A 24,326-nucleotide genomic window follows, 5' to 3' on the forward strand; every position below is an offset into this window, starting at 1 on the left:
CAGGGGACAAGGTCCCGCAGGCGCACCCCGCCCCCACGCCCACCACCATCACGCACCCCGGAAACCGAAAGGCGGACCACCGTGCAGCAGGAGCAGAACCTCATCGCCCGGGCCAGGACCTGGCTCGCCGAGGACCCCGACCCCGAGACCCGCGACGAGCTCGCGAAGCTCATCGACGCCGAGGACCTCGACGAGCTCGCCACCCGCTTCGCCGGCACGCTCCAGTTCGGCACCGCCGGACTCCGCGGTGAGATCGGCGCCGGGCCCATGCGGATGAACCGCGCCGTCGTCATCCGCGCCGCCGCCGGGCTCGCCGCGTACCTCAAGGCCCAGGGGCAGGACGGCGGCCTCGTCGTCATCGGCTACGACGCCCGCTACAAGTCCACCGACTTCGCCCGGGACACCGCGGCCGTGATGACCGGCGCCGGTCTGCGGGCAGCCGTACTCCCCCGCCCGCTCCCCACCCCCGTACTGGCGTACGCCATAAGGCACCTGGGCGCCGTCGCGGGCGTAGAGGTGACCGCCAGCCACAACCCGCCGCGCGACAACGGCTACAAGGTCTACCTCGGCGACGGCTCGCAGATCGTGCCGCCGGCCGACGGCGAGATCGCCTCCGCCATCGCCGCGGTCGGCCCGCTGGACACGGTGCCCCGCCCCGACAGCGGCTGGGACACGCTCGGTGACGAGGTCCTGGACGCCTATCTGGCGCGTACGGACACCGTTCTGGAGACGGGCTCGCCGCGCACCGCCCGCGTCGTGTACACGGCGATGCACGGCGTCGGCACCTCCGTACTCACCGCCGCCTTCGACCGCGCCGGCTTCCCCGCCCCGGTCCTCGTCGCCGAGCAGGCCGAACCCGACCCCGCGTTCCCCACGGTGGCGTTCCCCAATCCGGAGGAGCCCGGCGCGATGGACCTCGCGTTCGCCACCGCGCGCCGCTCGGACCCCGACATCGTCATCGCCAACGACCCGGACGCGGACCGCTGTGCCGTCGCCGTGCCGGACCCGGCCGCGGACGGTGGCTGGCGGATGCTGCGCGGCGACGAGGTCGGCGCACTGCTCGCCGCTCACCTGGTCCGCCGCGGGGTCACCGGCGTGTTCGCCGAGTCGATCGTGTCGTCGTCCCTCCTCGGCCGGATCGCCGAGAAGGCGGGCCTGGGCTACGAGGAGACGCTGACCGGCTTCAAGTGGATCGCCCGCGTGGCGGGTCTGCGGTACGGCTACGAGGAGGCGCTCGGCTACTGCGTCGACCCGGACGGCGTCCGCGACAAGGACGGCGTCACGGCCGCGCTCCTGGTCGCCGAACTCGCCTCCGTGCTCAAGGAGCAGGGCCGTACGCTGCTCGACCTGCTGGACGACCTCGCGGTCGAGCACGGGCTGCACGCCACGGACCAGCTCTCGGTCCGGGTCGAGGACCTGTCCGTCATCGCCGACGCCATGCGCCGCCTGCGTGAGCAGCCGCCGACGGCACTCGCGGGCCTCGCCGTCGTCTCGGCCGAGGACCTGTCCCGGGGCACGGAGCTGTTGCCGCCCACCGACGGGCTGCGCTACCACCTGGAGGGAGCCCGGGTGATCGTCCGCCCGAGCGGCACCGAGCCGAAGCTCAAGTGCTATCTGGAGGTCGTCGTGCCGGTGGGCTCGGCCGGCGAACTGCCCGCGGCCCGTACGAAGGGCGCCGGGCTGCTGGCCGGCATCAAGCGGGACCTGGCGGCCGCCGCCGGGATCTGACACGCGCCCGGACCGCGGCCGGTACGCCGCGTCGGGTCGTCCGGAGCGCGAAGCGCCGAGCAGTCGTTCACGTGGGCCCGGGCCGGGCACCCTGCGTCGCCGTGCCGGGAGGGACGGGGCCGCCGGGCCCGTGAACAGGCGCGCCGGTCGCTCCTCACGCGGAAGGCACCCGCGGCCGCCCGGTACACATGCGGGCGCCCCCGGCCGGTGCTCCGTGCGGCGGGGGCGCGTCTCGCGTGGCGACCGCTCAGCCGGTCGCGCCCAGCACCACCAGCAGCACCGCACCCGCCGCGGCCGGCGCGATCACCTCGTACGCCCACCGGACCGACTTGACCGTGCCGCCGGCGACGGGCTTGTCGCCCGCGCGTTCGGCCAGTTCCCTCAGGTCCACGACCGCCTGGTCCGCGGCTGCCGTCCGTGCCTTCGTGTCGCGCACGTCGGCGGTGACGGACGTCTTGCCGTAAGGGTCGTCCATCGCGTGCCGGGACTGGTAACGGGCGGCCTTCTTGCGCTGCCGCAGCGACACCGGGACCGCCCAGAGCTGGAACTTCTCGTTGGCGTGCGTGTAGAGCTCGCTCGAATACCCGGCCCGGACGTCCGCCACGTCGGTCCACGGCAGCGTGATCGTCCGGAACGGGTTGCGGATGCGGATGCGCTCCTCGTTGGCGGCCACCACGGGCCGCAGGCTGAAGGCGACCACCAGCGGCACGACCGTCAGCAGTCCGGCCAGCGCCAGCCACGGCACCCGGCCCTCACCCCGGATCGCGGCGTCGCCGCCGATCCAGCAGATGAGCAGGAGCAGCAGGGCGCCCCCGACCAGCCCGGCGGGCGACCGGAACGTCCGGTCGGCGTAGGTGGGCTCGGAGGGCGGCGTGGGGCTCGTCATGAGCCCGATTCTGCCTGACGTGCGCGGCGGACGCGGGGGCGGCTGCCCGGACACGCGTGCGGAGGGCAGCCGGGCCGGTTCCGGACGCACGTTCCCCTCGCACGGGGCGCCGCGCGATGCGCGAGGCGCCGGGCCCCCTGTACAGGCCGCTACGCGCGTAGATATGCTCATGTGGTGACCATGCCCACCACTGCTCCCGCATTCGCCGACGCGACGGCGTCCGACAGTGCGCTGCGCCGCTTCCTGCACGGGCTGCCCGGCGTCGACGCCGTCGGCCTCGAAGCGCGCGCCGCCTCGCTCGGAACCCGTTCGATCAAGACGACGGCCAAGGCGTACGCCATCGACCTCGCCATCTCGATGATCGACCTGACGACGCTGGAAGGCTCGGACACCCCGGGCAAGGTCCGCGCGCTCGCCGCCAAGGCCGTCCATCCCGACCCCACCGACCGCACGACCCCGCGCACCGCGGCGGTCTGTGTCTACCCCGACATGGCGGAGACCGCGGTCGCCGCCCTCGCCGGCTCGGGCGTGAAGGTGGCGTCCGTCGCCACGGCCTTCCCGGCCGGGCGCGCCGCGCTCGACGTGAAGCTCGCGGACGTCCGCGACGCCGTGGCGGCCGGGGCCGACGAGATCGACATGGTGATCGACCGCGGCGCCTTCCTCTCCGGCCGCTACCTGAAGGTGTACGAGGAGATCCTCGCCGTGAAGGCCGAGTGCGGCCGGGCACGGCTGAAGGTGATCTTCGAGACCGGTGAGCTGTCCACGTACGACAACATCCGGCGGGCCTCCTGGCTCGGGATGCTGGCGGGCGCGGACTTCATCAAGACGTCGACCGGCAAGGTCGGGGTCAACGCCACCCCCGCGAACACCCTGCTGATGCTGGAGGCGGTGCGCGACTTCCGTGCGCAGACCGGCGTCCAGATCGGCGTGAAGCCGGCCGGCGGCATCCGCACCTCCAAGGACGCCCTGAAGTTCCTGGTGCTGGTGAACGAGACGGCCGGCGAGGACTGGCTGGACAACCACTGGTTCCGCTTCGGCGCGTCCAGCCTGCTGAACGACCTGCTGATGCAGCGCCAGAAGCTCAGCACCGGCCGTTACTCCGGCCCCGATTACGTGACGGTGGACTGATTCCCATGGCATCTGCATTCGCATACGCACCGGCGCCGGAATCCCGTTCCGTCGTCGACATCGCGCCCTCGTACGGCCTGTTCATCGACGGCGAGTTCACCGAAGCCGCTGACGGCAAGGTCTTCAAGACGGTCAGTCCGTCCTCCGAGGAGGTGCTCTCCGAGATCGCGCAGGCGGGCTCCGCGGACGTGGACCGGGCCGTGAAGGCGGCCCGTCGGGCGTTCGAGAAGTGGTCGGCGCTGCCCGGCTCCGAGCGCGCCAAGTACCTTTTCCGGATCGCCCGGATCATCCAGGAGCGCGCGCGCGAACTGGCCGTCCTGGAGACGCTGGACAACGGCAAGCCGATCAAGGAGACCCGCGACGCGGACCTCCCGCTGGTCGCCGCGCACTTCTTCTACTACGCGGGCTGGGCCGACAAGCTGGACCACGCGGGCTACGGCGCGAACCCGCGTCCGCTCGGCGTGGCCGGCCAGATCATCCCGTGGAACTTCCCGCTCCTGATGCTCGCGTGGAAGATCGCCCCGGCGCTCGCCACCGGCAACACGGTGGTGCTCAAGCCCGCCGAGACGACCCCGCTGTCGGCACTCTTCTTCGCGGACATCTGCCGCCAGGCCGGTCTGCCCAAGGGCGTCGTCAACATCCTCACGGGCTACGGGGACGCGGGCTCGGCCCTCGTCGAGCACCCGGACGTCAACAAGATCGCCTTCACGGGATCGACCGCGGTCGGCAAGGCCATCGCCCGGCAGATCGCGGGCACGGACAAGAAGGCGACGCTGGAGCTGGGCGGCAAGGGCGCCAACATCGTCTTCGACGACGCACCCATCGACCAGGCCGTCGAGGGCATCGTCACCGGCATCTTCTTCAACCAGGGCCAGGTCTGCTGCGCCGGCTCGCGCCTCCTCGTCCAGGAGTCGATCGAGGACGAGCTGCTGGACTCCCTCAAGCGCCGGCTGTCCACGCTGCGCCTGGGCGACCCGCTGGACAAGAACACCGACATCGGTGCGATCAACTCCGAGGAGCAGCTCTCCCGGATCACCGCGCTCGTCGAGACGGGCGAGGCCGAGGGCGCGGACCGCTGGTCGGCACCCTGCGAGCTGCCCTCCGCGGGCTACTGGTTCGCGCCGACGCTGTTCACCGGCGTCACCCAGGCACACACCGTCGCCCGCGACGAGATCTTCGGCCCGGTGCTGTCCGTGCTGACCTTCCGTACGCCCGACGAGGCCGTGGCCAAGGCGAACAACAGCCAGTACGGCCTCTCGGCCGGCATCTGGACGGAGAAGGGCTCCCGCATCCTCGCGGTGGCCAACAAGCTCCGGGCGGGCGTCGTCTGGGCCAACACGTTCAACAAGTTCGACCCGACCTCGCCGTTCGGCGGCTACAAGGAGTCGGGCTTCGGCCGCGAAGGCGGCCGTCACGGTCTGGAGGCCTACCTCGATGTCTGACGGACGACTGAGCGTCTTCAAGACCTACAAGCTGTACGTCGGGGGCAAGTTCCCCCGCTCCGAGAGCGGCCGGGTGTACGAGGTGACGGACTCCAAGGGCAAGTGGCTGGCGAACGCCCCCCAGTCCTCCCGCAAGGACGCCCGGGACGCCGTCGTGGCCGCCCGCAAGGCGTTCGGCGGCTGGTCGGGGGCGACCGCGTACAACCGCGGCCAGATCCTCTACCGCGTCGCGGAGATGCTGGAGGGCCGCCGGGACCAGTTCGTCCGCGAGGTGGCGGAGGCCGAAGGGCTCTCGAAGTCCAAGGCCGCGGCCGTCGTGGACGCGGCGGTCGACCGGTGGGTCTGGTACGCGGGCTGGACGGACAAGATCGCCCAGATCGTGGGCGGCGCGAACCCGGTCGCGGGGCCGTTCTTCAACCTGTCGACCCCCGAGCCGACCGGGGTCGTGACCGTCCTCGCGCCGCAGGACTCCTCGTTCCTGGGCCTGGTTTCGGTGCTCGCACCCGTGATCGCGACCGGTAACACGGCGGTCGTCGTGGCCTCGGAGCGGTCCCCGCTGCCCGCGCTGTCGCTGGGCGAGGTGCTGGCCACCTCGGACCTGCCGGGCGGCGTGGTCAACATCCTGTCGGGGAAGACGGCGGAGATCGCCGCGCCGCTGGCCTCCCACCAGGACGTGAACGGCATCGACCTCACGGGAGCCGGCGCGGATCTGGCGAAGGAGCTGGAGATCGCGGCCGCCGACAACCTGAAGCGCGTAAGCCGCCGGCCCGTCTCCCGCCACCCGGAGGCGGAGGAGCAGAGCGCCGATCGTCCACAGGCTGTGGACGGAGCCGACTGGTCGGCCGATCCGGGCACCCACCGGCTCACGGCGTTCCTGGAGACCAAGACGGTCTGGCACCCGACGGGCGCGCTGGGCGTGTCGGGCTCCTCGTACTGACGCGGATACGACAGCGGCCCTGCACCCCGGGACTCCGGGGCGCAGGGCCGCTGCGCCGTCAGCCGTGCAGCAGGCCCGCGACCTGCCCCAGCACGGGCAGGTCCTTCAGCGCGCCGCCACTGGTCACCGGGTCGGTGACGGCGGCGGTGGAGACCGGCTTGAAGTCGGCGACCTGCGTACCCACCGCGTTGTCCAGCGGGTCCACGCCCGTACCGGCCAGCGGGTCGAGCCGCAGGTGTGTGACGGGCGCGACGCCATTGCCGAGCGAGTGACCGAGCGCCCCGGTGACCGCGCCGCCGGCCGCCTCGCTCGCCTCGCCGAGGCTGGTGTCCGTACCCGACGCCTGCACGAGGGGCAGCGGCGCCGCCTGGGCCGCCGCACCCCCCGCACCGAGCGCGGCACCCACCGCCGTGACGGTCAGACCCGCTCGCAGCAGCGTGCGGCGCCGGGACTTGGAAAGTGCGTGACGTGCCATGAAGTTCCCACCTGATCGGGCCGATTCGAACCATCAATCGAGTAATCGGTTGAGTGCACAGAGTAGTTGAGGTGTGATGCCGGATACCAACAAGACCTCCGGGGATCCCCTGTGCGGGTCAATGCCTCACACTTGTGTTCTGTGAGCTCCCAAGCGATTCCGACCCGCGTCGTCCTGTTGGCGGGCCCCTCCGGCTCCGGCAAGTCCTCCCTGGCCGCCCGTACCGGTCTTCCGGTGCTGCGGCTGGACGACTTCTACAAGGAGGCGGGCGACCCCACCCTGCCGCTCGTCACCGGCAGTACGGACATCGACTGGGACTCCGCGCTGTCCTGGGACGCCGACGCGGCGGTCACCGCGATCACGGAGCTGTGCCGCACCGGGCGCACCGACATACCGGTGTACGACATCGCGACCAGCTCCCGGACGGGCCACGAGGGCTTCCACATCGAGCGCACGCCGCTCTTCGTCGCCGAGGGGATCTTCGCCGCGGACATCGTCGAACGGTGCCAGTCACTGGGCCTCCTGGCGGATGCCCTGTGCCTGCGCGGCCGCCCGTCGACGACGTTCCGCCGCCGACTGCTGCGGGACCTGCGGGAGGGCCGCAAGTCCGTGCCGTTCCTGCTGCGTCGCGGCTGGCGGCTGATGCGGGCCGAACGCCGCATCGTGGCACGCCAGGCGGAACTGGGGGCGCACCCCTGCGGCAAGGACGAGGCACTGGGCCGGCTGGCCGCCGCGGCGGCGGGCCGCTGCCGTACGCCCGCGACGGCGAAGCCGAGTCTGCGGACGGCACACACAAGCCCCTCCGGGGACTGAGGAGCGGGGTCCCGGGGGCGGCGCGCCCGTAAGGCCCGCGCCCCGGAACCCAGAACGCGCCGAAGGGCCGGACAGGACCCCCCGGCCCGTCCGACCCCTCGACTTCCCCGTACACCGCCGTCTTCACCGAAGCAGCGGCCTTGCGCCCCCGTGCACCGCCGCCTCCCCCGAAGCGGCGATCCCGTTCCCCCGTATCCCCGTTCCCCCGTCGCCTCAGGCCACCAGCTCGCCGAAGGACTCCTCCTCGTCACGGCCGAAGCTGAGGACCTCGTCCTCGCGCAGCCGGCGGAGCGACCGCCAGATGCTGGACTTCACCGTGCCGACACTGATGTCGAGGATGGACGCGATCTCCGGGTCCGTACGGCCCTCGTAGTAGCGCAGGACCAGCATCGTGCGCTGCGTCTCGGGCAGTCGCGCCAGCGCCTGCCAGAGCACGGCGCGCAGCTCCGTACCGCGCATCGCGTCCGTGTCCCCCGCCGTCTCCGGCAGCTCCTCGGTCGGGTATTCGTTCAGCTTGCGCCTGCGCCAGGCGCTGATGTGCAGATTGGTCATGGTGCGGCGCAGATAACCGCCGACCGCCGCCTTGTCGCTGATCCGGTCCCATGCCCGGTACGTCGAGAAGAGGGCGCTCTGCAGCAGGTCCTCGGCCTCGAACCGGTCACCGGTCAGGTGATAGGCGGTGGCGTACAGGGAGGCGCGGCGCTCCCGGACGTAGGCCGTGAACGCCACTTCGGCGTCCTCGGACTGCGCCGGGGCCTTCCGCTCCCCCGTGACCTCCCCGTACGTGCTTCCCCCGTTGCCCGCCCCCGTGGCGGCGGGCGCGTCGACCACCGTCATGTATGACGGGTGCTGACGCCCGGCGCCTCGAACGCACCCCCGTCCGTTCACTGCGGCGCCGGACTTCTCGGTGCTCCGCCCGATGTCGTGGAGACGCGTGACAACTGCGCTGGTGGTGATGCTGTGCGTTGCGTTCATCTCGCGCCCCCCGTCGGTGGAGTCCGTCCGTTCCTTGTGTCAACGAGCTTGCCGGGGCGATTTCATGGCCCTGTCCGCCGACTGTCACAGACCTGTCACAGGGCCCGGCGCAGACACGATTCGGGGCTGCCGGGTGCATGAGAGGGGACCAACTGTCGAACTAGGGCACCCCCATGGGTCAGAATGACCAACGTGCCTTTCCTGTTGCTGATCGAGGACGACGACGCCATCCGCACGGCCCTCGAACTCTCGCTGTCTCGCCAGGGCCACCGTGTGGCCACCGCGGCGACGGGAGAGGACGGCCTCAACCTGCTGCGCGAGCAGCGACCCGACCTGGTCGTGCTGGATGTGATGCTGCCCGGGATCGACGGTTTCGAGGTGTGCCGGCGCATCCGGCGCACCGACCAGCTGCCGATCATCCTGCTGACCGCGCGCAGCGACGACATCGACGTCGTGGTCGGTCTGGAGTCCGGTGCCGACGACTACGTGGTGAAGCCCGTGCAGGGCCGGGTGCTCGACGCCCGGATCCGCGCGGTGCTGCGCCGCGGTGAGCGCGAGTCCACCGACTCCGCCACGTTCGGCAGCGTGGTGATCGACCGGTCCGCCATGACCGTGACGAAGAACGGGGAGGACCTGCAGCTCACGCCGACCGAGCTGCGTCTCCTCCTGGAGCTGAGCCGCCGGCCGGGCCAGGCCCTGTCCCGCCAGCAGCTGTTGCGCCTGGTCTGGGAGCACGACTACCTCGGTGACTCCCGGCTGGTGGACGCCTGCGTCCAGCGGCTGCGCGCGAAGGTGGAGGACGTGCCGTCCTCGCCGACCCTGATCCGTACCGTGCGGGGCGTGGGGTACCGGCTGGACTCGCCGCAGTGAGCACAGCTGTACGGCGGAGCCTGCTCGCCGGGCTCCGCTGGACCAGCCTGCGGCTGCGGCTCGTCGTCGTGTTCGCGCTGGTGGCGCTGACCGCCGCGGTGTCGGCGTCCGGGATCGCGTACTGGCTGAACCGCGAGGCGGTGCTGACGCGTACGCAGGACTCCGCGCTCGGGGACTTCCGCCAGGAGATGCAGGGCCGGGCGGCATCCCTGCCACTGCGGCCCACCAAGGAGGACCTGCAGGCCGCCGCCGTACAGATGGCCAGCAGCAGCCCCGGCTACAGCGTGCTGCTGATCGACGAGCGCGATCCCGGCAAGCCGATCGTCGGCAACTCCGACCTGGACACCTTCACCCGCGACAACGTGCCGGTGTCGCTGCAGAAGCAGGTCGACAGGAAGCAGCAGGTCAAGGCGGGCAACAAGTACCAGTACCACTTGTTCTGGCAGCGGACCTCGATCCGCGGTACGCCGTACCTCGTCGCCGGCACGAAGATCATCGGCGGCGGTCCGACCGGCTACATGCTCAAGTCCCTCGACCAGGAACGGCAGGACCTCAACTCCCTCGCCTGGTCACTGGGGATCGCCACCGCGCTGGCCCTGGTCGGATCCGCCCTGCTCGCGCAGGCCGCGGCGACGACGGTGCTGCGTCCCGTGCAGCGGCTCGGCGACGCGGCCCGCAAGCTCGGCGAAGGCAAGCTCGACACCCGGCTCGTGGTGTCCGGCACCGACGAACTCGCCGATCTCTCCAGAACGTTCAACAGAACGGCGAGCTCCCTGGAGAAGAAGGTCGCGGACATGAGCGCGCGGGAGGAGTCCAGCCGCCGCTTCGTCGCCGACATGTCGCACGAACTGCGCACCCCGCTCACCGCGATCACCGCGGTCGCCGAGGTGCTGGAGGACGAGGCGGACAGCCTCGACCCGATGATCGCGCCCGCCGTGCACCTGGTGGTCAGCGAGACCCGACGCCTCAACGACCTGGTGGAGAACCTGATGGAGGTCACCCGCTTCGACGCGGGCACGGCCCGCCTCGTCCTCGACACCGTGGACGTGGCCGACCAGGTGACCGCCTGCATCGACGCCCGCGCCTGGCTGGACGCGGTGGACCTGGACGCCGAGCGCGGCATGATGGTCCGCCTCGATCCGCGCCGGCTCGACGTGATCCTGGCCAATCTGATCGGCAACGCGCTGAAGCACGGCGGTTCGCCGGTACGGGTCGCGGTGCGGACCGAGGGCGACGACCTCGTCATCGAGGTGCGTGACCACGGCCCCGGCATCCCCGAGGACGTACTGCCGCACGTCTTCGACCGCTTCTACAAGGCCAGCGCCTCCCGGCCGCGTTCCGAGGGCAGCGGTCTCGGCCTGTCGATCGCCATGGAGAACGCGCACATCCACGGCGGCGACATCACCGCCGCCAACTCGCCGGACGGCGACGGCGCGATATTCGTCCTGCGCCTGCCGCGCGACGCCGAGGCACTGGACCGGACCGCCGAGGGTCACGACGCGGAGATCCCGGACGAGGAGGACGACGCGACGTGACGCCCAGCGAACGCCGGGGCCGCCGCCCCGCCGCAGCCCTGGCCGGTGCCGCGCTCTGCGCCGTACTGGCGGCGGGCTGCGGGATCAGGACCACCTCGGTCCCCGTCGACGCGGGCCCGGCTCCGTCCCGGGTGCCGTGCGCGATGCCGGCGGAGGACATCGCCACGCAGGCCCAGCAGGGCATCCCCGTGCAGGTCTATCTGGTCTGCGCCTCGGAACTGGTCACCGTGGACCGCGCGGTGCGGGTCCAGGAGACGACGTCGGACCGGCTCCGGATCGCCCGGGCCCTCCTGGACGAACTGCGCCAGGCACCGCCGAGCGCGGAGGAGAGGGCCGGGTTCTCCACCCATGTTCCGGCGCCGCTCCGGATCAGCGGCCCCCGCGCGGGCGATCCGAAGGGCACCCTGCGCCTCAGCGAGCAGCCGGAGGACCTCCCGTCCGAGGCGCTGGCGCAGATCGTCTGTACGTTCACCGAGAGCGAGCCGCTCGTCCCCGACGGCTCGGTGGTGCTCGGCGGCCCGGGTGACTACGCGCCGCGCGGCTACCTGTGCACCACGGAGACCAAGGCCAGCCCCGAGACCGTACCGACGACGGGCGCGGCCCTACTGTCCTGAGCCGGACGGGCGGGCCCGCGGCGCAGGGCGTCGCATGGGGTGAGCCAGGTCTCCCCGGCCCGAGCGGAACCGATCCTGCCGCCGCCCGCGTCTTGGGTCACGTGCGTCAAGGTTCGGGCGGCCAAGCCGTCATCCGCTTCCGCGTGGTCGGAGTGTCACTGCTCCTCGCGCATCTGCTGCTCGTCGGGTGGCTGACTCTGCGACCGCTGGACGTGCCGTGGATGACCGCCGCCAACCTCCAGCCGTTCGCCGGCATCAAGGCCGATCTGTCCCTCGGCCCGGCGGCCGCCGCCCGCGGCATCGGCAAGCAGCTCCTGCTGCTGGCTCCCCTGGGCGTACTGCTTCCGCTGGCCGGAGGCCGCCTCTTCGTCTCCCCGTGGTCCTCGCTGACCCGTACGGTCGCGGCCGGAGCGCTGATCTCGCTGGCCATCGAGCTGGGCCAGACCGGGGTTCCCGGCCAGGTCGTCGACGTCGACTCGCTGATCCTGAACACCATCGGCGTCGCGCTGGCCCACGCCCTGATCGTCCCGGCCTGGCGGGCGCGACTACGCCACCGCGAGCAGCAGCGGGGGGCGCTGCCCCGGATCGGGCGGGAGGCTGGGACGGCTCAGGCGTCTCCCGGGCCTCAGCGGTCTCACGGGCCGCACGGCCCTTACGGATCGGCGGCGCCTCAGGGGTCGACCCCGACGATTTCCAGGGTCGGTATCGCCCCGTAGGGCGACGTTCATCCCCCCTTGCGCGCGCCATCCTGGATACACCGGGAGCGCAACGGACCGCTCCCTCCGCAACGGTTCGCGAAGGAGCCCACCATGGCCGCACTTGCCCGCCCCCGTGACGGACGCATGCTCGGCGGAGTGTGCGCAGCGCTGGCACGGCGCTTCGGCACCTCCGCGAGGACCATGCGCATCATCTTCGTCGTCTCGTGCCTGCTCCCGGGCCCCCAGTTCCTGCTCTACCTGGCGCTGTGGCTGCTGTTCCCCGAGGAGCGGCCGTCGTCCGCCGCGACCGCCTGGTAGTCACCCCGTACACGCGCCTGTGGGCGGGCACCCGGCAACGGGTGCCCGCCCACAGGCAGGTGCGGAGCGGTCGACCGGTCTCAGCGGCCGAGCGGCAGACCGTTGGCCGACAGGCCGCTGGTCGTCAGACCACCGGCGGGCAGGCCACCGAGGAGACCCTTGGCGGGGGCGGCGACGTCACCCAGGACCTTCGTCTGGCTGGTGCCGAGGAGCTCGGTGGCGGTGTCCTGGACCGGGAGGGTCGACGTGGCGTTCGCCAGAGCGCCGGCGACGGGCAGTGCGCTGGTCGCGGTCTCCAGCGGCAGGGCGGAGGCCGATGCGGTACCGGCGGCGGCAGCGGCGAAGGCGGCACCGAGAGCGGCGACGCCGAGAGTCCTGGCAGCAGACTGCTTCATGTGAAATTCATCCTTGGGGAAGGGGATGTGAGCGGCTCTGCAAGGTAGTCAGCCCACTGCCCGTCCCGCAAACATCGAGGAACACGGAAAACGGCCGGGAATCACGTTCCCGGCCGTTCCCAGAAAGCGCTCGATCAGCCGGCGAGCGAGGTAGACACGCTGGTCGCAGCGGTCTGCTCGAAGAGCCATTCGGACTTCAGCTCGGCATATCCGGGCTTGATGACGTCGCTGATCATCGCCAGACGTTCATCGAAAGGAATGAATGCTGATTTCATCGCATTGACGGTGAACCACTGCATGTCGTCGAGTGTGTATCCGAAGGTCTCGGTCAGCTTCTCGAATTCCTGACTCATGCTCGTACCGCTCATCAGCCGGTTGTCCGTGTTCACGGTGGCCCGGAAGTGGAGCCGGCGCAGCAGCCCGATGGGGTGCTCGGCGTACGAGGCCGCGGCACCGGTCTGCAGGTTGGAGGTCGGGCACAGCTCCAGCGGAATGCGCTTGTCCCGTACGTAGGAGGCGAGGCGGCCGAGCTTCACGCTGCCGTCCTCGGCGACCTCGATGTCGTCGATGATCCGGACACCGTGGCCGAGCCGGTCGGCGCCGCACCACTGGATGGCCTGCCAGATCGACGGCAGACCGAAGGCCTCGCCCGCGTGGATGGTGAAGTGGTTGTTCTCGCGCTTGAGGTACTCGAACGCGTCGAGGTGCCGGGTGGGCGGGAAGCCCGCCTCGGCGCCCGCGATGTCGAAGCCCACGACGCCCTGCTCGCGGTAGCGGTTGGCCAGCTCCGCGATCTCCAGCGACCGTGCGGCATGCCGCATCGCGGTGAGCAGCGCACCCACCCTGATCCGGTTGCCGTCCTGACGCGCCCTGCGCTCACCCTCGCGGAAGCCCTCGTTGACGGCCTCGACGACCTCTTCGAGGGTCAGACCGGCTTCCAGGTGTTGCTCGGGGGCGTACCGGATCTCGGCGTAGACGACGCCGTCGGCGGCCAGGTCCTCCGCACACTCGGCGGCGACCCTGACCAAGGCGTCACGGGTCTGCATGACGGCGCAGGTGTGGGCGAACGTCTCCAGATAGCGCTCCAGCGACCCGGAGTCGGCGGCTTCCCGGAACCAGGTGCCGAGCTTGTCGGGATCGCTCTCCGGCAGTCCGTCGTATCCGTTCGCCGCGGCGAGGTCGACGATCGTCCCGGGGCGCAGTCCGCCGTCGAGGTGGTCGTGGAGAAGGACCTTGGGGGCACGCCGGATCTGATCCTGGCCGGGCACATTGAGGGTCGGGCTCATCATCCACGCACTCTAGCGCCTACGCGCGTAGAGCGCCGCTGGGCGCCGCTCGCCGATACGTAACAGAGACCGCGAATACGGGTGGCGTACACCTGCCCTTCTGACACTGTTACGTCATGGCACAGCGCGCACTCCCCCTGCCTGCTGCAAGGCTGGGACGGGCCGTCAGTACGGCCGGAGCATCCACCACGGTCAGCGGCGTCGTGCTGCTGCTCCCGGACGGCGAGCCCTATTCGCACCGCCGCCCCTCCCCCCTCACCTACGCCCTCCAGCTCCCGCTGGCCCGGTCGCTGGCCCGTGCCGGCGGCACCGACGGCCTCGCCGCGCACGTCGTCCACTACCGCTGCCGCGGCTGGAACACCACGGACGCCCACCTGGCGGCGGACGCCGAGTGGGCGGTGGACGAGGCCGTACGCCGCTACGGCGACATCCCGGTCTGCCTGGCCGGCCACGGCATGGGCGGTCGAGCGGCCCTCCGCGCGGGCGGCCATCCGGCAGTCACCTCGGTCCTCGCGCTGGCCCCCTGGCTCCCTGGCGACCCGGACGCCGAACCGGAACCGGTCAAGCACCTGGTCGGCCGTCAGGTCCTGCTGGTCCACGGCACGAACGACGCGCGCTCCGACCCGGAGTTGTCGTTCCGCCTGGCCGAACGTGCCAAGAAGTCCAACCGCGACACCTGCCGCTTCGAGGTCCATTCGGACGGCCACGCCCTGCGCCAGCACCACGCCGAAGTGGCCGCCCTGGCAGCCGACTTCGTACGCGGCTCCCTCTTCGCCCACTCCTACGCCCGCCCGGTCGCCGACGCACTGGCAGCCCCACCGCCACTGGGGCTGCGGATGCCGCTGGCCGCGGGGTTCGGGAAGTCGTTGCGGGGGTGAGGGGCGGGCACGGCCTCCGTGCCGCCGCAACGAGGTCGCCCGTCGGACGCGCGATGCCCTATCCGCGGTCCGCATCCGGTTCGGCAGTACCGCCCGCGCTCGTTTCGGGCTTCGCGTGGAGGATTTCGCGGACCTGCTCCGCGGCGCGAAGAATGCTCTCGCTGATGAAGTCGCTGAAGCGGGCGATGTTCTCGAGGCGGGCGGCGGCGGGGCTGTCGCGGCCGAGGATGCCGACACCCTGCCGTGCGGTCTCGGCGATCCGGGCGGTGCCGTGGGCGCTGGCGATCGTCGACCGGTACCAGACGTCGTCGTCGACGAAGTAGCGCTCGCGGCGGCGTTCGTCGCGTTTCCGCAGGACGAGTCCCTGACCCTCGAGGAACCCGATCGCCTTGGAGACGGATGCCGGGCTGACCTGGAGGCGCCGGACGAGTTCGGACGCGGTGAGGCTGCCCGCGTCGGCGATGAAGAGACAGGTCAGCACCCGAGCCGCCATCTTGGGCAGGCCCTGTTGCATCAGGAGGGTGGTGAAAGCCTCCTCGTACTCGCGCACGGCCTCGTCGTCGCTCCCGCCGGCCGGAACCGGTGCCCCCTGCGCTCGGGGCGGGGCGTTCCTGCGCCGGTGGGCGCGGCGTTCGGTGGCACGGTGGGCCAGTTCGGCACGGTAGGCGGCGGGACCCCCGTTACGCATCACCTCACGCGTGATCGTCGAGGTGGGGCGGTCGAGACGTCGGGCGATCTCCGCGTAGGCGAGGTCGTCGGCCAGGCCCAGTGCGATCTGCTGGCGTTCCTGCTGGGTGAGTCTGCCTCCCGGCATCGCGGTCCCCTTCGTCGTCCGTGATGTCGCCAGCGTAGCGTTCGCCCACACCCCAATGCAACGAACAGTCATCCTGGCATTGCATTAGCTGCGCAACCATTGCAACGAAATCTGCACCACGACCTGCTTCTATGCGATTTGGACGCAATAAGTTCGTTGCCGGATCATCGAACGCAACGTAGCTTTTCCAATGTAAGAAACGAAGAACACACAAGGAGAGCACCATGCAGAAGTTCGACACCCCCGCCACGATCTCCGCCGTCGTGGACATCACCGCAGGGCGCATCCAGGTCATCGGCGCCGACCGGGCTGACACCACCGTCACGGTCCTGCCCGCCGACGCCTCCAAGGGCCGCGACGTGAAGGCGGCGGAGCAGACCACGGTCGAGTTCACCGACGGTGTCCTGCGGGTCAAGGCCCCGGCGGAGAAGAACCAGCTCCTCGGCGCATCCGGTTCCATCGAGGTGACCGTCCAACTGCCCGCCGGATCCCGTATCGATTCGAAAGCGGCCGGCGCCGAGTTCCGCGGCGTCGGACGGCTCGGCGCCGTCACCTGCGAGGGCGCACACGGCGCGGTCAGGATCGACGAGGCCGCGAGCGTGCACGTAACCGCCCACGCCGCCGACGTCACGGTCGGCCGCCTTACCGGCGCCGCGGAGATCAGCACCCAGAAGGGCAGCATCCACATCACCGAGGCCACCTCCGGCACGCTCGTGCTGCGCACCCGGACGGGCGACGTGACGGTCGGCGCCGCCCACGGAGTCTCTGCCGCCCTGGACGCCGGCACCGGCTACGGCCGGGTCCACAACACGCTGAGGAACACCGAAGGCGCCGCGGCCGGCCTGAACATCCAAGCGACCACCGACCACGGCGACATCACCGCCCGCAGCCTGTAAGGAAGCGAGCGCGGCCCATCGGACCCAAGGGGCCGCGGTCCGCACACAGGGCCTTGCGAAGCCGCACGAGACGCACACCCGACGCGACCAGGAGAACCACATGACGAAGCACAGCCCTTCCTCGACCGGTTCGGCGTGGACCGGCATGGTGCCGGTCGAGGACACGGCCCTGGCCGTCACGGACACCGGCGGCTCCGGAATCCCCGTGATCTACCTCAACGGCCAGTTCGCCACCCAGGGTTACTGGCGGCACGTCATAGCGGAACTGGGCACGCGATGGCGGCACATCACCTACGACGAGCGGGCCCGCGGCAAGAAGTCGAAGCGTTCCGCGGACTACTCCTTCGAAGCCGCCGTCCGGGACGTCGACGCCGTCCTCGCGGCCAGGGGCGTCGACCGGGCGCTCGTGGTCGGCTGGTCCTACGGGGCGTTCGTCGCAGCACACTGGGCCGGCCGCAATCCCGACCGCACCCTGGGCGTCGTCATGGTCGAAGGCGCACAGCCGCACGACTGGCTGGACGAGGCCATGGAGCAGCGGATCCGCAAGACCTTTCGCCGGCTGAACCTCTTCATGCCGCTGCTGCGCCCGACCGGCCTGACCCCGCGCATGAACGCCGCCCAGATGGCGGACTGCAACATCGAACTCGGCAAGCTCGCCCGCGAGCGCGAACTGGGCCCCGTACTGGACAGCATCACCGTCCCGGCGCGGTACGTCGTCGCATCGGGCAACTCCCTGGGAAGCAAGGGCGACGAACAGGAGCTCATCCGCGCCAGCCTCGACGGTGTGGTCGCCCGCAACGCACACATCAAGATCAGCGCGAAGGTCGCCAGCAACCACGACTCGATCCTGAAGAAGGACTTCCTGGCGGTCGCCGAGGCCGTACGCGAGGTCGCCACCCTCGACCACGGCCCGCGCTGAAGGGACGGGGACGGTTGCCGAGCCCATCGTGCGGAGGCAGCCGAAGGCGACCTTGCCCGGGGGTGCGGGGATCAGCTGGCACGCTGCTTGCGCCGCTTCGCACCCCAGGGGCCGCCCCCACGCGCGAGGGTCCCACACTCCCGATTTAGGTCCTGGTATGGGCCTTTGGGCACTGTCCGTGGGCCCCGTCGCGCTGGCTACGGTTCACACCCGGCAGCCGCACGGCTCCCGGTGACGCGATCCGAGCGAGCCATGACGAGGTGAGACGTGCACAGCAGCGAACGAACGCGCCGGGACCCGCGCACGAGCGCGGGACAGTCGGCGATCGAGTACGTGGCGATGGTGACGGTGGCGGCCACCGTGGTCGGCGCAATCCTTGCCACGTCCGTCGGGGGTGACATCGCTGACACGGCGCAGCAGCAGGTCTGCCGCGTCCTGGAGTTCGGCGGGGGCGCCTCTTGCCAGAGTGACAACGACGTCAATTATGACAACGATGTCGCAGGCGGCGGGAATCCCCCCGACGCCAAGTCCTTCACACCGGCCGACACCTCCGGCGCCCAGCCGGGTGACACCGGCGGGCTGCCCGGTGACATGCGCGGCGGACCGGTCAACGAGCCCCGAGGCAACACAGAGAACAGGTCCGACGACACCCAAGGCAACGCGCTCCCGAGCCTGTGCTTCGAGCCACGGGAGCGGTCGTCGCACTCCTCGGTCTCCGTACCGGGCAGCGGGACCGTCGGCAAGACTGCCGCCTGGGGCTACTCGTACCTGGTGAACTTCGTCGCGGAGAAGATCAGCAACGAGAAGAACAAGGAGAAGCGGGTCAAGCTGGCGCTCGACGATCTCTCCTACTGCCTCCCCGACTACAACATCGTCATCGCACAGCCTCATGAGGGCGATCTGCAGCAGATGGACGGCGCGGCCATGATCCAGACCGTCGAGATCAGCGGCACGACATACCGCGTCTACGCGTTCAAGAAAGGGAAGTTCACCTGGGCGGACGACGCCGACCTCGGCTGGAAGAACCGTGCGTTCAAGGGTGTTTTCGACGTCAGCGAGGACCGCCGCACCGTCACGTTCGAGGAGCCTCCCCGCCCGAAGCGCAAGAAGGACTGGAAGCCCGGCGACGAGGGCTGCCAGATCGAGGGCCAGGAACCGCCCGACCGGAGCCGGTACTACGACACGTACTCCCCGCTGGACAACGAGGGTTCGACGCAGGCGGTCCGGATGCTCGTGAACGACATGCGCCGCTGCTACCCCGACTACAACGTGGTCGCGATGCACTCGGAGCAGTCCTCGCACTGGGCCGAGAAGCCGGACACGCTCATCGACCACAGCAGGTACCGGCTGAACTCCAACGAGTACCACTCCGACGAATCCGAGGACGAAATCGCCTCGGGCCGGGCGGTGTTCGACGTCTACGTCTTCGACAAGGGCACGTTCAGCAACGACGGCGACGGCGGCTACACCAACTGGGCGTACTACGGCGACGTCACCCGCGACGGCAAGGATGCCACCTTCGAGCAGCCGGAACCCGCCGACCTGGACGCCGACGCCCTAGCCACAGGAACGGAATCGGTCGACTTCGACGACGGGGCACCGAAGTACACGAACACGGACGGCGGGCCCTACCCCGGCACCGACTACAGCGGCAAGGCGCCCGGCGGGGACGCCGAACTGAACCAGTCGCTGGTCGACGAATACAGCCGCAGCTTCCCCGGCACGAACATCATCGCGGTGAAGAACTTCAACGAGATCTCGTTCTCCGCGGTCTCCGGCCTCGAACACCTCGCGGTGGTGGACGGTGTCGACGTGTTCGCCGTCAAGGACGGCACGATCACCAACAACGGCGACGGCGGCTGGAAGAACTGGGGCTTCGCCGGCAACTTCAAGCGTGACAAGGACTCGAAGGAGGTCACGTTCAGCAAGCCGTGAAGGCGTCGCGGACCACCGACGTCAGGGCGGGAAGGCGGATCGCGTACCGGATGCCTACGAATTCCCGGCGCTGGATGCGATCGCCGAGGACCATCTGAATGTGCTGCACCGGACGCTGCGCGAGGATCCGTCCGCGTTCGGTCTGTATGACGTCGCGTGCGCGGCGGGAGAGCGCCTGACAACCGTCATGCACACCAAGTCGGCGCCGCAGAACGACGGCGGTGCCGACGTCGGCCCGGACGCGGCGGACAACGGAATGGACCGCACGGAGTTCGTGTCCCGTTTCACCGCAGCCGTGGGCGGCGAGGGCGGTACGATCTCGGACGCAGCCGTGAGGCGAGCGGCCGCGGCGACTGCGGACCGGTTGGCAAGGCACTGTCCCGAGGTTCTCGCCCCAGGCGGAAGCCAATGGCCCGGCGACCTGCTTTGTCTCCTCTACCAGTGGTTCTTCGCGGACATCGTGGCCGAGTTCCTGCGCGTCGTCATAGCCGAGAAGGTCAAGCTAGTGGTTCCGGTACTGCCCCTGGCCGACCCGGACGACCACATCGCGGACTGGGTCGCCGAGCGGGTGCTGGGCCTGGTGCCCAACCCGTGCGAGGAGGCGGCCGCGCTCCTCGATGCAGCGGCAGAAGCCGAGGAGGATGTGGCCGCCGTGACAAATCCGGCGGCCTTTGCCCTGGCGCAGGTCGCACGTGGTCTGGTCCCGCGCGCCGTCGGAGCGGCACTCGGACTGCTCACCAATACCGGCTCCGGGCCGAACACCCCTCGCAGCGAGGAGACACCAGCCGCATGACCACGAGACCGGTCCTCTATTCCTGGCGCGCCCACCCGGGAGCCCCTGCGCCCGGCCTCCCCTGGCAGCCGTTGAGCGATGATCTTTACTGGGAGTCCTCAAAACGCGCGCCCGACCGCCGCCTGCTCTTCGCGCCCGCCCCGGACTGGGCGGACGATCTCCAGCGGGTTGCTCGTGCCGTCTTTGCCGCAGATCGCTGCACCTCCAGAAATGCAACCTTCGACCGCTGGACCCGCCATATCCGCCTCTCCGTCCCAGTCACCGCTCCCGGCGCCTGGGCCCGTGCCCTTCCGCACCTCACCAAGCTGCTCACGACAGTGACGGGAGACCGCTGGGAAGTGGAGTTCCGCCCCTTCGACGCCGACCGGACCCGGTCCGGACCCCTGACCTTCGACACCGAGGAATACGCCCGTGAAGTGAGCCTCTTCTCCGGTGGTCTGGATTCCCTTGGCTGGGCGGCACAGCGGGCCACCACAATCAGTTCGGGCGCCCTGCTCCTGGTCACCTTCCAGGAGCGGAACTTCGAGGCACTTCAGGACTCCGTGTACGAGGCGGTACTAGGGCAGAGCAAGCGTCCATTGCGCCGCCTCGAACAGAGTCAGACCGTACGCAAGCCCAAAGGGGCCACGTTCGAGCTGGAACGCTCCACGCGCTCACGGGGTCTGCTGTACGCCACCGCAGCCGTACACGCCGCAGCGGCCGAGCGCGTCCCCGTCGTCCACATCCCCGAGAACGGACAGCTCGCTCTGAACCCTCCCCTTTCCGCCGCCCGTGCCGGCTCCTGTTCCACTCGCTCGGTGCACCCCTGGACGCTGTATCACCTCAACCGCGTCGTCGCAGAGATCACGGACACCCCTGATGTGGCGCTACGAGTCGTCAATCCCTTCGCCTCACTCACCAAGGGCGGGGTGTGCGCGATGGCACGGGACGCCGGTCTGCCCCAGGAGGTTCTGGAGGCCACGCTGAGCTGTGGAACTCCCCCGGCCCGCCAGGGAAACCAAGCGCGCCTCGCCCACTGCGGGCTCTGCTTCCCCTGTCTGATTCGCCGCTCCGGTCTGCTGTTCGCCTACGGCGAGGACCGTACGCCCTACGCATCCGATCCTTGGGATCCGCATCTGGACAAGAAGCGCACCCGACGCTGGAGGGCCCTCCAGCACTGGCTGGACACTCCGTGCACGGTGCTCGACCTGCTGGCCGACACTCCGCTGCCGTCCGATGCCCAGCCCGCGGAGCTACTGGCAGTTGTGGAACGGGGACGAGAGGAGCTGCGGGTGCTGGTCGAGTCGGCAGCGAGGTGGCGGCGGGCTGCGTAATACGTTCCGCTCTCGCACAGTGCCTCACAGCACGCCCGGCACCCCGGCCGGCCCTGTCTCCGCCCACACGGTCTTGCCCGGCCCACCCCTGTCGCTCACGCCCCAGCGGCAGGCGACGGCCTCGACGATGAGCAGGCCCCGGCCGCCCTCCGCCACTGCGTCGGGCTGCTCGACGGCGGACGGATCCGGCCGGGCCTCGTGAGTGTCGGAGATCTCGACGCGTACGACGCCGGTCGTGTGCGCGTACGAGAGCCGCAGCTCGAAGTCGCGCCCCGGAACGCGTCCGTGCAGGACCGCGTTCGCCGCGAGCTCCGCGACGAGGAGGGCCACGGTGTCGGAGAGCGGGCTGCCGTACGGGATCCCCCAGACGTCGAGCTTCCATACGGCAAGGCGCCGCGCGAGGGTCGCACCGAGGCGGGTGGCGGAGCACCTCTGGACGAACGGACTTACGGTTACGGGGGGTTGGGATTGCAGTGCTGTCATGCGCCAAGCGTTCCGCCTCGACCCTGGCTTCCAGCAGGAACGACGCCCATACAGATCCGCCTGTATGGGTTGACGCCCTGGACGGGCCGGGTAACTGTCCGTGATCATTGTCGAGTTGATCGATGCACGGAAGACGGGGCGGCGATGACGGCGGACCACGAGAGCACGACGGCGGGCAGCGAACCCGAACTGTCCGACGGCCTGAGGACATTCGGGGCGGTCCTGAAAGCTCTGCGCGAGGCCGCCGGCCTGACCCAGGAGGATCTCGCGCCCCGAGTGCAGTACTCGCCCGCCTACATCGCCAAGATCGAGCAGGGCAAGAGATTCCCGCCCGCGAGCCTCCCGGAGAGGGCGGCGGAAGCTCTCGGGCCAGTCGCGGGCAAGGTCCTGGGAGCTGCCGCACGAAGCCTGCGGAGGAAGGCAGGCCTGGCGAGCTGGTTCCTGCAATGGGCGGGGATCGAGGAGGAGGCGATCACGCTGTACGCGTACGAGTGCCGGGGCATTCCAGGACTGCTGCAGCCGGAGGACTACATCCGGGCAGTGTTCGAGCGCCAGCTTCCGCCACTCACCGGGACGCAGATCCACCGACAGGTAACGGCTCGCCTTGAGCGGCAGCGCCTCCTGACCCAACGCCCCAACACCGCTTTCAGCTTCATCATCGAGCAAGGAATTCTGGAGCGTCAGGTGGGCGGAGGGGACGTCACGGCCGTCGTCATCGACCACCTGCTCAGCATCGGCCGGTACACCAACGTCGAGATCCAGGTCATGCCGTTCAGGCAGGAGGACCACACGGGAATCGACGGGCAGATGTATCTGGCCGAGAGCCCCGGTAATCAGTGGTTCGGCTACACCGAGGGGCACCGCTCAAGCGCCCTGCTCACCGCTCCGAGCGAAGTCAGCATCCTGCTTCAGCGCTATGGCAAGCTGCGTTCCCAGGCCCTGGATTGCCGGGCTACGGTGAACTTGCTGGAACAGATGCGAGGAGCGTTATGAGCACCACAGAGCTGAACTGGTTCAAGAGCAGCTACAGCGGCGGCGATGGCGACAACTGTATCGAGGTCTCCCTGCACCCCGACGCCGTCCACGTACGCGACTCCAAGGACACGGACCGCCGCCCGTTCACCGTCTCCGCCGCCGCCTGGTCGGACTTCACCGCGTACGCGTCCGCCGCCTCCTGACCCGCCCCCTCAGTCCGGCAGCAGATTCCCCCGTCGCGACAGCAGGAACTTCTTGAACGCCGCGACCGGCGGCGTGTCCGGATGGCCGTCCAGCCAGGCCACGCCGATCTCCCGGGCGGCCCGCGGCGCCGTCACCGTCAGCTCCACCACCCCCGGGCGGGCCACCGCCGGAGGCGGCAGCAGCGCCACGCCCAGGCCGGCCGCGACCAAGCCGCGCAATGTCTCCGCCTCCTCGCCCTCGAACGCGACACGGGGGACGAAGCCCGCCTCCGTGCAGAGGTCGTCCGTGATGCGGCGCAGGCCGTAGCCGGGTTCCAGGGTGACGAAGGTTTCGTCGGCGGCCTCCGCCAGGCGGACGCGGCGGCGGGTGGCCAGGCGGTGGTCCTCGGGGACGACCAGGCGCAGCCGCTGTTCGTCCAGACGGCGGGCGACGAGGTCCGGGGCGTCCGGGACCGGTGAGGTGAGGCACAGGTCCAGGCCGCCCGCGCGGAGGCGCTCGATCATGGCTTCGCCGTAGTTCTGGACGAGCTGGAAGCGGACCCGGGGGTGGTCGACGCGGAAGGCGCGGATGAGGGCGGGGACGGTTTCCGAGCCCATCGTGTGCAGGAAGCCGAAGGCGACCTTGCCGGAGGTGGGGTCGGCGTCGGCCCGTACCGAGTCGGCTGCCTTCTCCACCTCCGCGAGTGCCCGTTCCGCGGAACCGAGGAAGGTGCGGCCCGCGGGGGTCAGGGACACCGTGCGGCCCTTGCGGGCGAACAGGGCGACGCCCAGGTCCTGTTCCAGGCGGACCATCGCCCGGGAGAGCGTGGACTGCGGGACGCCCAGCTCGTGCGCGGCGCGGGTGACGTGCTCGTGGCGGGCGACCGCCTCGAAGTACGCGAGGCGTGGCGCGAGTACCGCGCGAATGTCTTCTTCGTAACTGCTTGGTGACAGTCGAGGCTGTGAGCTGTGCTGATGCGCCATGGGATTGATTATCGCGTGTTTGTGCATTGGACGCATGAAAGGTGGCAGGCCTAC

Annotated in this window: 26 protein-coding genes; 18 read left to right on the top strand and 8 right to left on the bottom strand. The window is 70.3% G+C overall.

Features of this window, described 5'->3' with window-relative positions; all coding sequences use genetic code 11:
• The first annotated feature begins 81 nt into the window (after positions 1–81).
• The gene (locus OG538_RS13265) at positions 82–1,728 is read left to right on the top strand and encodes a phospho-sugar mutase (RefSeq protein ID WP_406093288.1); all 1,647 of its coding nucleotides are present in this window, start codon (positions 82–84) and stop codon (positions 1,726–1,728) included.
• Between the two features lie 247 nt (positions 1,729–1,975).
• On the opposite strand, the gene OG538_RS13270 is transcribed toward OG538_RS13265, so the two are convergent.
• Positions 1,976–2,614 (bottom strand): PH domain-containing protein, encoded by a 639-nt coding sequence (locus tag OG538_RS13270; RefSeq protein WP_406093290.1) that lies wholly within the window; start codon positions 2,612–2,614, stop codon positions 1,976–1,978.
• A gap of 180 nt (positions 2,615–2,794) precedes the next feature.
• On the opposite strand from OG538_RS13270, the gene deoC reads away from it, so the two are divergent.
• Genes deoC through OG538_RS13285 form a run of 3 tightly spaced genes read left to right on the top strand, consistent with a single transcriptional unit; the run spans position 2,795 to position 6,121 of the window.
• The gene (deoC, locus tag OG538_RS13275; protein WP_406100112.1) at positions 2,795–3,742 is read left to right on the top strand and encodes a deoxyribose-phosphate aldolase; all 948 of its coding nucleotides are present in this window, start codon (positions 2,795–2,797) and stop codon (positions 3,740–3,742) included.
• Positions 3,743–3,747: 5 nt separating this feature from the next.
• Positions 3,748–5,184: an aldehyde dehydrogenase family protein gene (locus OG538_RS13280; protein ID WP_406093292.1), complete on the top strand. Its 1,437-nt coding sequence runs from the start codon at positions 3,748–3,750 to the stop codon at positions 5,182–5,184.
• Positions 5,177–6,121 (top strand): aldehyde dehydrogenase family protein, encoded by a 945-nt coding sequence (locus OG538_RS13285; protein ID WP_406093294.1) that lies wholly within the window; start codon positions 5,177–5,179, stop codon positions 6,119–6,121. The genes OG538_RS13280 and OG538_RS13285 overlap by 8 nt, the downstream gene beginning before the upstream one ends.
• 58 nt (positions 6,122–6,179) lie before the next feature.
• On the opposite strand, the gene OG538_RS13290 is transcribed toward OG538_RS13285, so the two are convergent.
• Complete coding sequence (locus tag OG538_RS13290; protein ID WP_406093296.1) at positions 6,180–6,596, bottom strand: hypothetical protein; 417 nt, start codon at positions 6,594–6,596, stop codon at positions 6,180–6,182.
• Between the two features lie 141 nt (positions 6,597–6,737).
• Here OG538_RS13290 and OG538_RS13295 point away from each other — a divergent pair, with 141 nt between their 5' ends.
• Positions 6,738–7,409, top strand: a complete 672-nt coding sequence (locus OG538_RS13295) for a uridine kinase (protein WP_406093298.1) — start codon at positions 6,738–6,740, stop codon at positions 7,407–7,409.
• 213 nt (positions 7,410–7,622) lie between these two features.
• On the opposite strand, the gene OG538_RS13300 is transcribed toward OG538_RS13295, so the two are convergent.
• On the bottom strand, positions 7,623–8,384 hold the full coding sequence (locus OG538_RS13300) for a SigE family RNA polymerase sigma factor (RefSeq protein ID WP_406093300.1): 762 nt from the start codon (positions 8,382–8,384) through the stop codon (positions 7,623–7,625).
• Positions 8,385–8,576: 192 nt separating this feature from the next.
• Between OG538_RS13300 and afsQ1 the strand changes: the two genes are divergently transcribed.
• The 5 genes from afsQ1 (at position 8,577) to OG538_RS13325 (ending at position 12,419) form a co-directional block, all read left to right on the top strand.
• On the top strand, positions 8,577–9,254 hold the full coding sequence (gene afsQ1 / locus OG538_RS13305; protein ID WP_185095372.1) for a two-component system response regulator AfsQ1: 678 nt from the start codon (positions 8,577–8,579) through the stop codon (positions 9,252–9,254).
• Positions 9,251–10,789, top strand: coding sequence for an ATP-binding protein (locus OG538_RS13310; protein WP_406093302.1), 1,539 nt, complete (start codon positions 9,251–9,253; stop codon positions 10,787–10,789). Before afsQ1 ends, OG538_RS13310 begins: the two co-directional genes overlap by 4 nt.
• Entirely contained in the window at positions 10,786–11,403 is a 618-nt protein-coding gene (locus tag OG538_RS13315; protein WP_406093304.1) for a hypothetical protein, read from the top strand. The genes OG538_RS13310 and OG538_RS13315 overlap by 4 nt, the downstream gene beginning before the upstream one ends.
• Before the next feature lie 101 nt (positions 11,404–11,504).
• Positions 11,505–12,119 (top strand): VanZ family protein, encoded by a 615-nt coding sequence (locus OG538_RS13320; protein ID WP_406093306.1) that lies wholly within the window; start codon positions 11,505–11,507, stop codon positions 12,117–12,119.
• Between the two features lie 93 nt (positions 12,120–12,212).
• The gene (locus OG538_RS13325) at positions 12,213–12,419 is read left to right on the top strand and encodes a PspC domain-containing protein (protein WP_406093308.1); all 207 of its coding nucleotides are present in this window, start codon (positions 12,213–12,215) and stop codon (positions 12,417–12,419) included.
• 80 nt (positions 12,420–12,499) lie between these two features.
• On the opposite strand, the gene OG538_RS13330 is transcribed toward OG538_RS13325, so the two are convergent.
• Positions 12,500–12,814, bottom strand: coding sequence for a hypothetical protein (locus OG538_RS13330; protein ID WP_406093310.1), 315 nt, complete (start codon positions 12,812–12,814; stop codon positions 12,500–12,502).
• A 134-nt stretch (positions 12,815–12,948) separates the two neighbouring features.
• Entirely contained in the window at positions 12,949–14,103 is a 1,155-nt protein-coding gene (locus OG538_RS13335; RefSeq protein ID WP_406093312.1) for an adenosine deaminase, read from the bottom strand.
• A gap of 113 nt (positions 14,104–14,216) precedes the next feature.
• Between OG538_RS13335 and OG538_RS13340 the strand changes: the two genes are divergently transcribed.
• Entirely contained in the window at positions 14,217–14,978 is a 762-nt protein-coding gene (locus OG538_RS13340) for an alpha/beta hydrolase (protein ID WP_406093314.1), read from the top strand.
• A 58-nt stretch (positions 14,979–15,036) separates the two neighbouring features.
• Here OG538_RS13340 and OG538_RS13345 read toward each other — a convergent pair whose 3' ends face one another.
• Entirely contained in the window at positions 15,037–15,792 is a 756-nt protein-coding gene (locus OG538_RS13345) for a helix-turn-helix domain-containing protein (RefSeq protein ID WP_406093316.1), read from the bottom strand.
• A 224-nt stretch (positions 15,793–16,016) separates the two neighbouring features.
• On the opposite strand from OG538_RS13345, the gene OG538_RS13350 reads away from it, so the two are divergent.
• The 5 genes from OG538_RS13350 (at position 16,017) to OG538_RS13370 (ending at position 21,648) form a co-directional block, all read left to right on the top strand.
• Positions 16,017–16,688: a DUF4097 family beta strand repeat-containing protein gene (locus OG538_RS13350; protein ID WP_406093318.1), complete on the top strand. Its 672-nt coding sequence runs from the start codon at positions 16,017–16,019 to the stop codon at positions 16,686–16,688.
• Positions 16,689–16,788: 100 nt separating this feature from the next.
• The gene (locus tag OG538_RS13355) at positions 16,789–17,607 is read left to right on the top strand and encodes an alpha/beta fold hydrolase (protein ID WP_406093320.1); all 819 of its coding nucleotides are present in this window, start codon (positions 16,789–16,791) and stop codon (positions 17,605–17,607) included.
• A 267-nt stretch (positions 17,608–17,874) separates the two neighbouring features.
• Positions 17,875–19,542, top strand: coding sequence for a hypothetical protein (locus OG538_RS13360; protein WP_406093322.1), 1,668 nt, complete (start codon positions 17,875–17,877; stop codon positions 19,540–19,542).
• A gap of 100 nt (positions 19,543–19,642) precedes the next feature.
• Positions 19,643–20,335, top strand: coding sequence for a hypothetical protein (locus OG538_RS13365; protein WP_406093324.1), 693 nt, complete (start codon positions 19,643–19,645; stop codon positions 20,333–20,335).
• Entirely contained in the window at positions 20,332–21,648 is a 1,317-nt protein-coding gene (locus OG538_RS13370) for a hypothetical protein (RefSeq protein WP_406093326.1), read from the top strand. Before OG538_RS13365 ends, OG538_RS13370 begins: the two co-directional genes overlap by 4 nt.
• A 24-nt stretch (positions 21,649–21,672) precedes the next feature.
• Here OG538_RS13370 and OG538_RS13375 read toward each other — a convergent pair whose 3' ends face one another.
• Positions 21,673–22,131: an ATP-binding protein gene (locus OG538_RS13375; protein ID WP_406093328.1), complete on the bottom strand. Its 459-nt coding sequence runs from the start codon at positions 22,129–22,131 to the stop codon at positions 21,673–21,675.
• A gap of 144 nt (positions 22,132–22,275) precedes the next feature.
• On the opposite strand from OG538_RS13375, the gene OG538_RS13380 reads away from it, so the two are divergent.
• Positions 22,276–23,124, top strand: a complete 849-nt coding sequence (locus OG538_RS13380; RefSeq protein WP_406093330.1) for a helix-turn-helix domain-containing protein — start codon at positions 22,276–22,278, stop codon at positions 23,122–23,124.
• Positions 23,121–23,309, top strand: coding sequence for a DUF397 domain-containing protein (locus tag OG538_RS13385; RefSeq protein WP_406093332.1), 189 nt, complete (start codon positions 23,121–23,123; stop codon positions 23,307–23,309). Before OG538_RS13380 ends, OG538_RS13385 begins: the two co-directional genes overlap by 4 nt.
• A 9-nt stretch (positions 23,310–23,318) precedes the next feature.
• Here OG538_RS13385 and OG538_RS13390 read toward each other — a convergent pair whose 3' ends face one another.
• A complete protein-coding gene (locus OG538_RS13390; protein ID WP_406093334.1) occupies positions 23,319–24,272 on the bottom strand; it encodes a LysR family transcriptional regulator in 954 nt (317 codons plus the stop codon).
• Positions 24,273–24,326: the final 54 nt, after the last annotated feature.

Source organism: Streptomyces sp. NBC_01013, assembly GCF_045162765.1.
In the GTDB taxonomy this organism is placed as follows: domain Bacteria; phylum Actinomycetota; class Actinomycetes; order Streptomycetales; family Streptomycetaceae; genus Streptomyces.

What these genes read in the sequence shown, in the direction of transcription:
- OG538_RS13270 (WP_406093290.1), bottom strand. Translation starts at nt 2,614, where the DNA reads ATGACGAGCCCCACGCCGCCCTCCGAGCCCACCTACGCCGACCGGACG.
- deoC (WP_406100112.1), top strand. Translation starts at nt 2,795, where the DNA reads ATGCCCACCACTGCTCCCGCATTCGCCGACGCGACGGCGTCCGACAGT.
- OG538_RS13280 (WP_406093292.1), top strand. Translation starts at nt 3,748, where the DNA reads ATGGCATCTGCATTCGCATACGCACCGGCGCCGGAATCCCGTTCCGTC.
- OG538_RS13285 (WP_406093294.1), top strand. Translation starts at nt 5,177, where the DNA reads ATGTCTGACGGACGACTGAGCGTCTTCAAGACCTACAAGCTGTACGTC.
- OG538_RS13290 (WP_406093296.1), bottom strand. Translation starts at nt 6,596, where the DNA reads ATGGCACGTCACGCACTTTCCAAGTCCCGGCGCCGCACGCTGCTGCGA.
- OG538_RS13300 (WP_406093300.1), bottom strand. Translation starts at nt 8,384, where the DNA reads ATGAACGCAACGCACAGCATCACCACCAGCGCAGTTGTCACGCGTCTC.
- OG538_RS13325 (WP_406093308.1), top strand. Translation starts at nt 12,213, where the DNA reads ATGGCCGCACTTGCCCGCCCCCGTGACGGACGCATGCTCGGCGGAGTG.
- OG538_RS13330 (WP_406093310.1), bottom strand. Translation starts at nt 12,814, where the DNA reads ATGAAGCAGTCTGCTGCCAGGACTCTCGGCGTCGCCGCTCTCGGTGCC.
- OG538_RS13335 (WP_406093312.1), bottom strand. Translation starts at nt 14,103, where the DNA reads ATGATGAGCCCGACCCTCAATGTGCCCGGCCAGGATCAGATCCGGCGT.
- OG538_RS13340 (WP_406093314.1), top strand. Translation starts at nt 14,217, where the DNA reads ATGGCACAGCGCGCACTCCCCCTGCCTGCTGCAAGGCTGGGACGGGCC.
- OG538_RS13345 (WP_406093316.1), bottom strand. Translation starts at nt 15,792, where the DNA reads ATGCCGGGAGGCAGACTCACCCAGCAGGAACGCCAGCAGATCGCACTG.
- OG538_RS13350 (WP_406093318.1), top strand. Translation starts at nt 16,017, where the DNA reads ATGCAGAAGTTCGACACCCCCGCCACGATCTCCGCCGTCGTGGACATC.
- OG538_RS13355 (WP_406093320.1), top strand. Translation starts at nt 16,789, where the DNA reads ATGACGAAGCACAGCCCTTCCTCGACCGGTTCGGCGTGGACCGGCATG.
- OG538_RS13370 (WP_406093326.1), top strand. Translation starts at nt 20,332, where the DNA reads ATGACCACGAGACCGGTCCTCTATTCCTGGCGCGCCCACCCGGGAGCC.
- OG538_RS13375 (WP_406093328.1), bottom strand. Translation starts at nt 22,131, where the DNA reads ATGACAGCACTGCAATCCCAACCCCCCGTAACCGTAAGTCCGTTCGTC.
- OG538_RS13380 (WP_406093330.1), top strand. Translation starts at nt 22,276, where the DNA reads ATGACGGCGGACCACGAGAGCACGACGGCGGGCAGCGAACCCGAACTG.
- OG538_RS13385 (WP_406093332.1), top strand. Translation starts at nt 23,121, where the DNA reads ATGAGCACCACAGAGCTGAACTGGTTCAAGAGCAGCTACAGCGGCGGC.
- OG538_RS13390 (WP_406093334.1), bottom strand. Translation starts at nt 24,272, where the DNA reads ATGGCGCATCAGCACAGCTCACAGCCTCGACTGTCACCAAGCAGTTAC.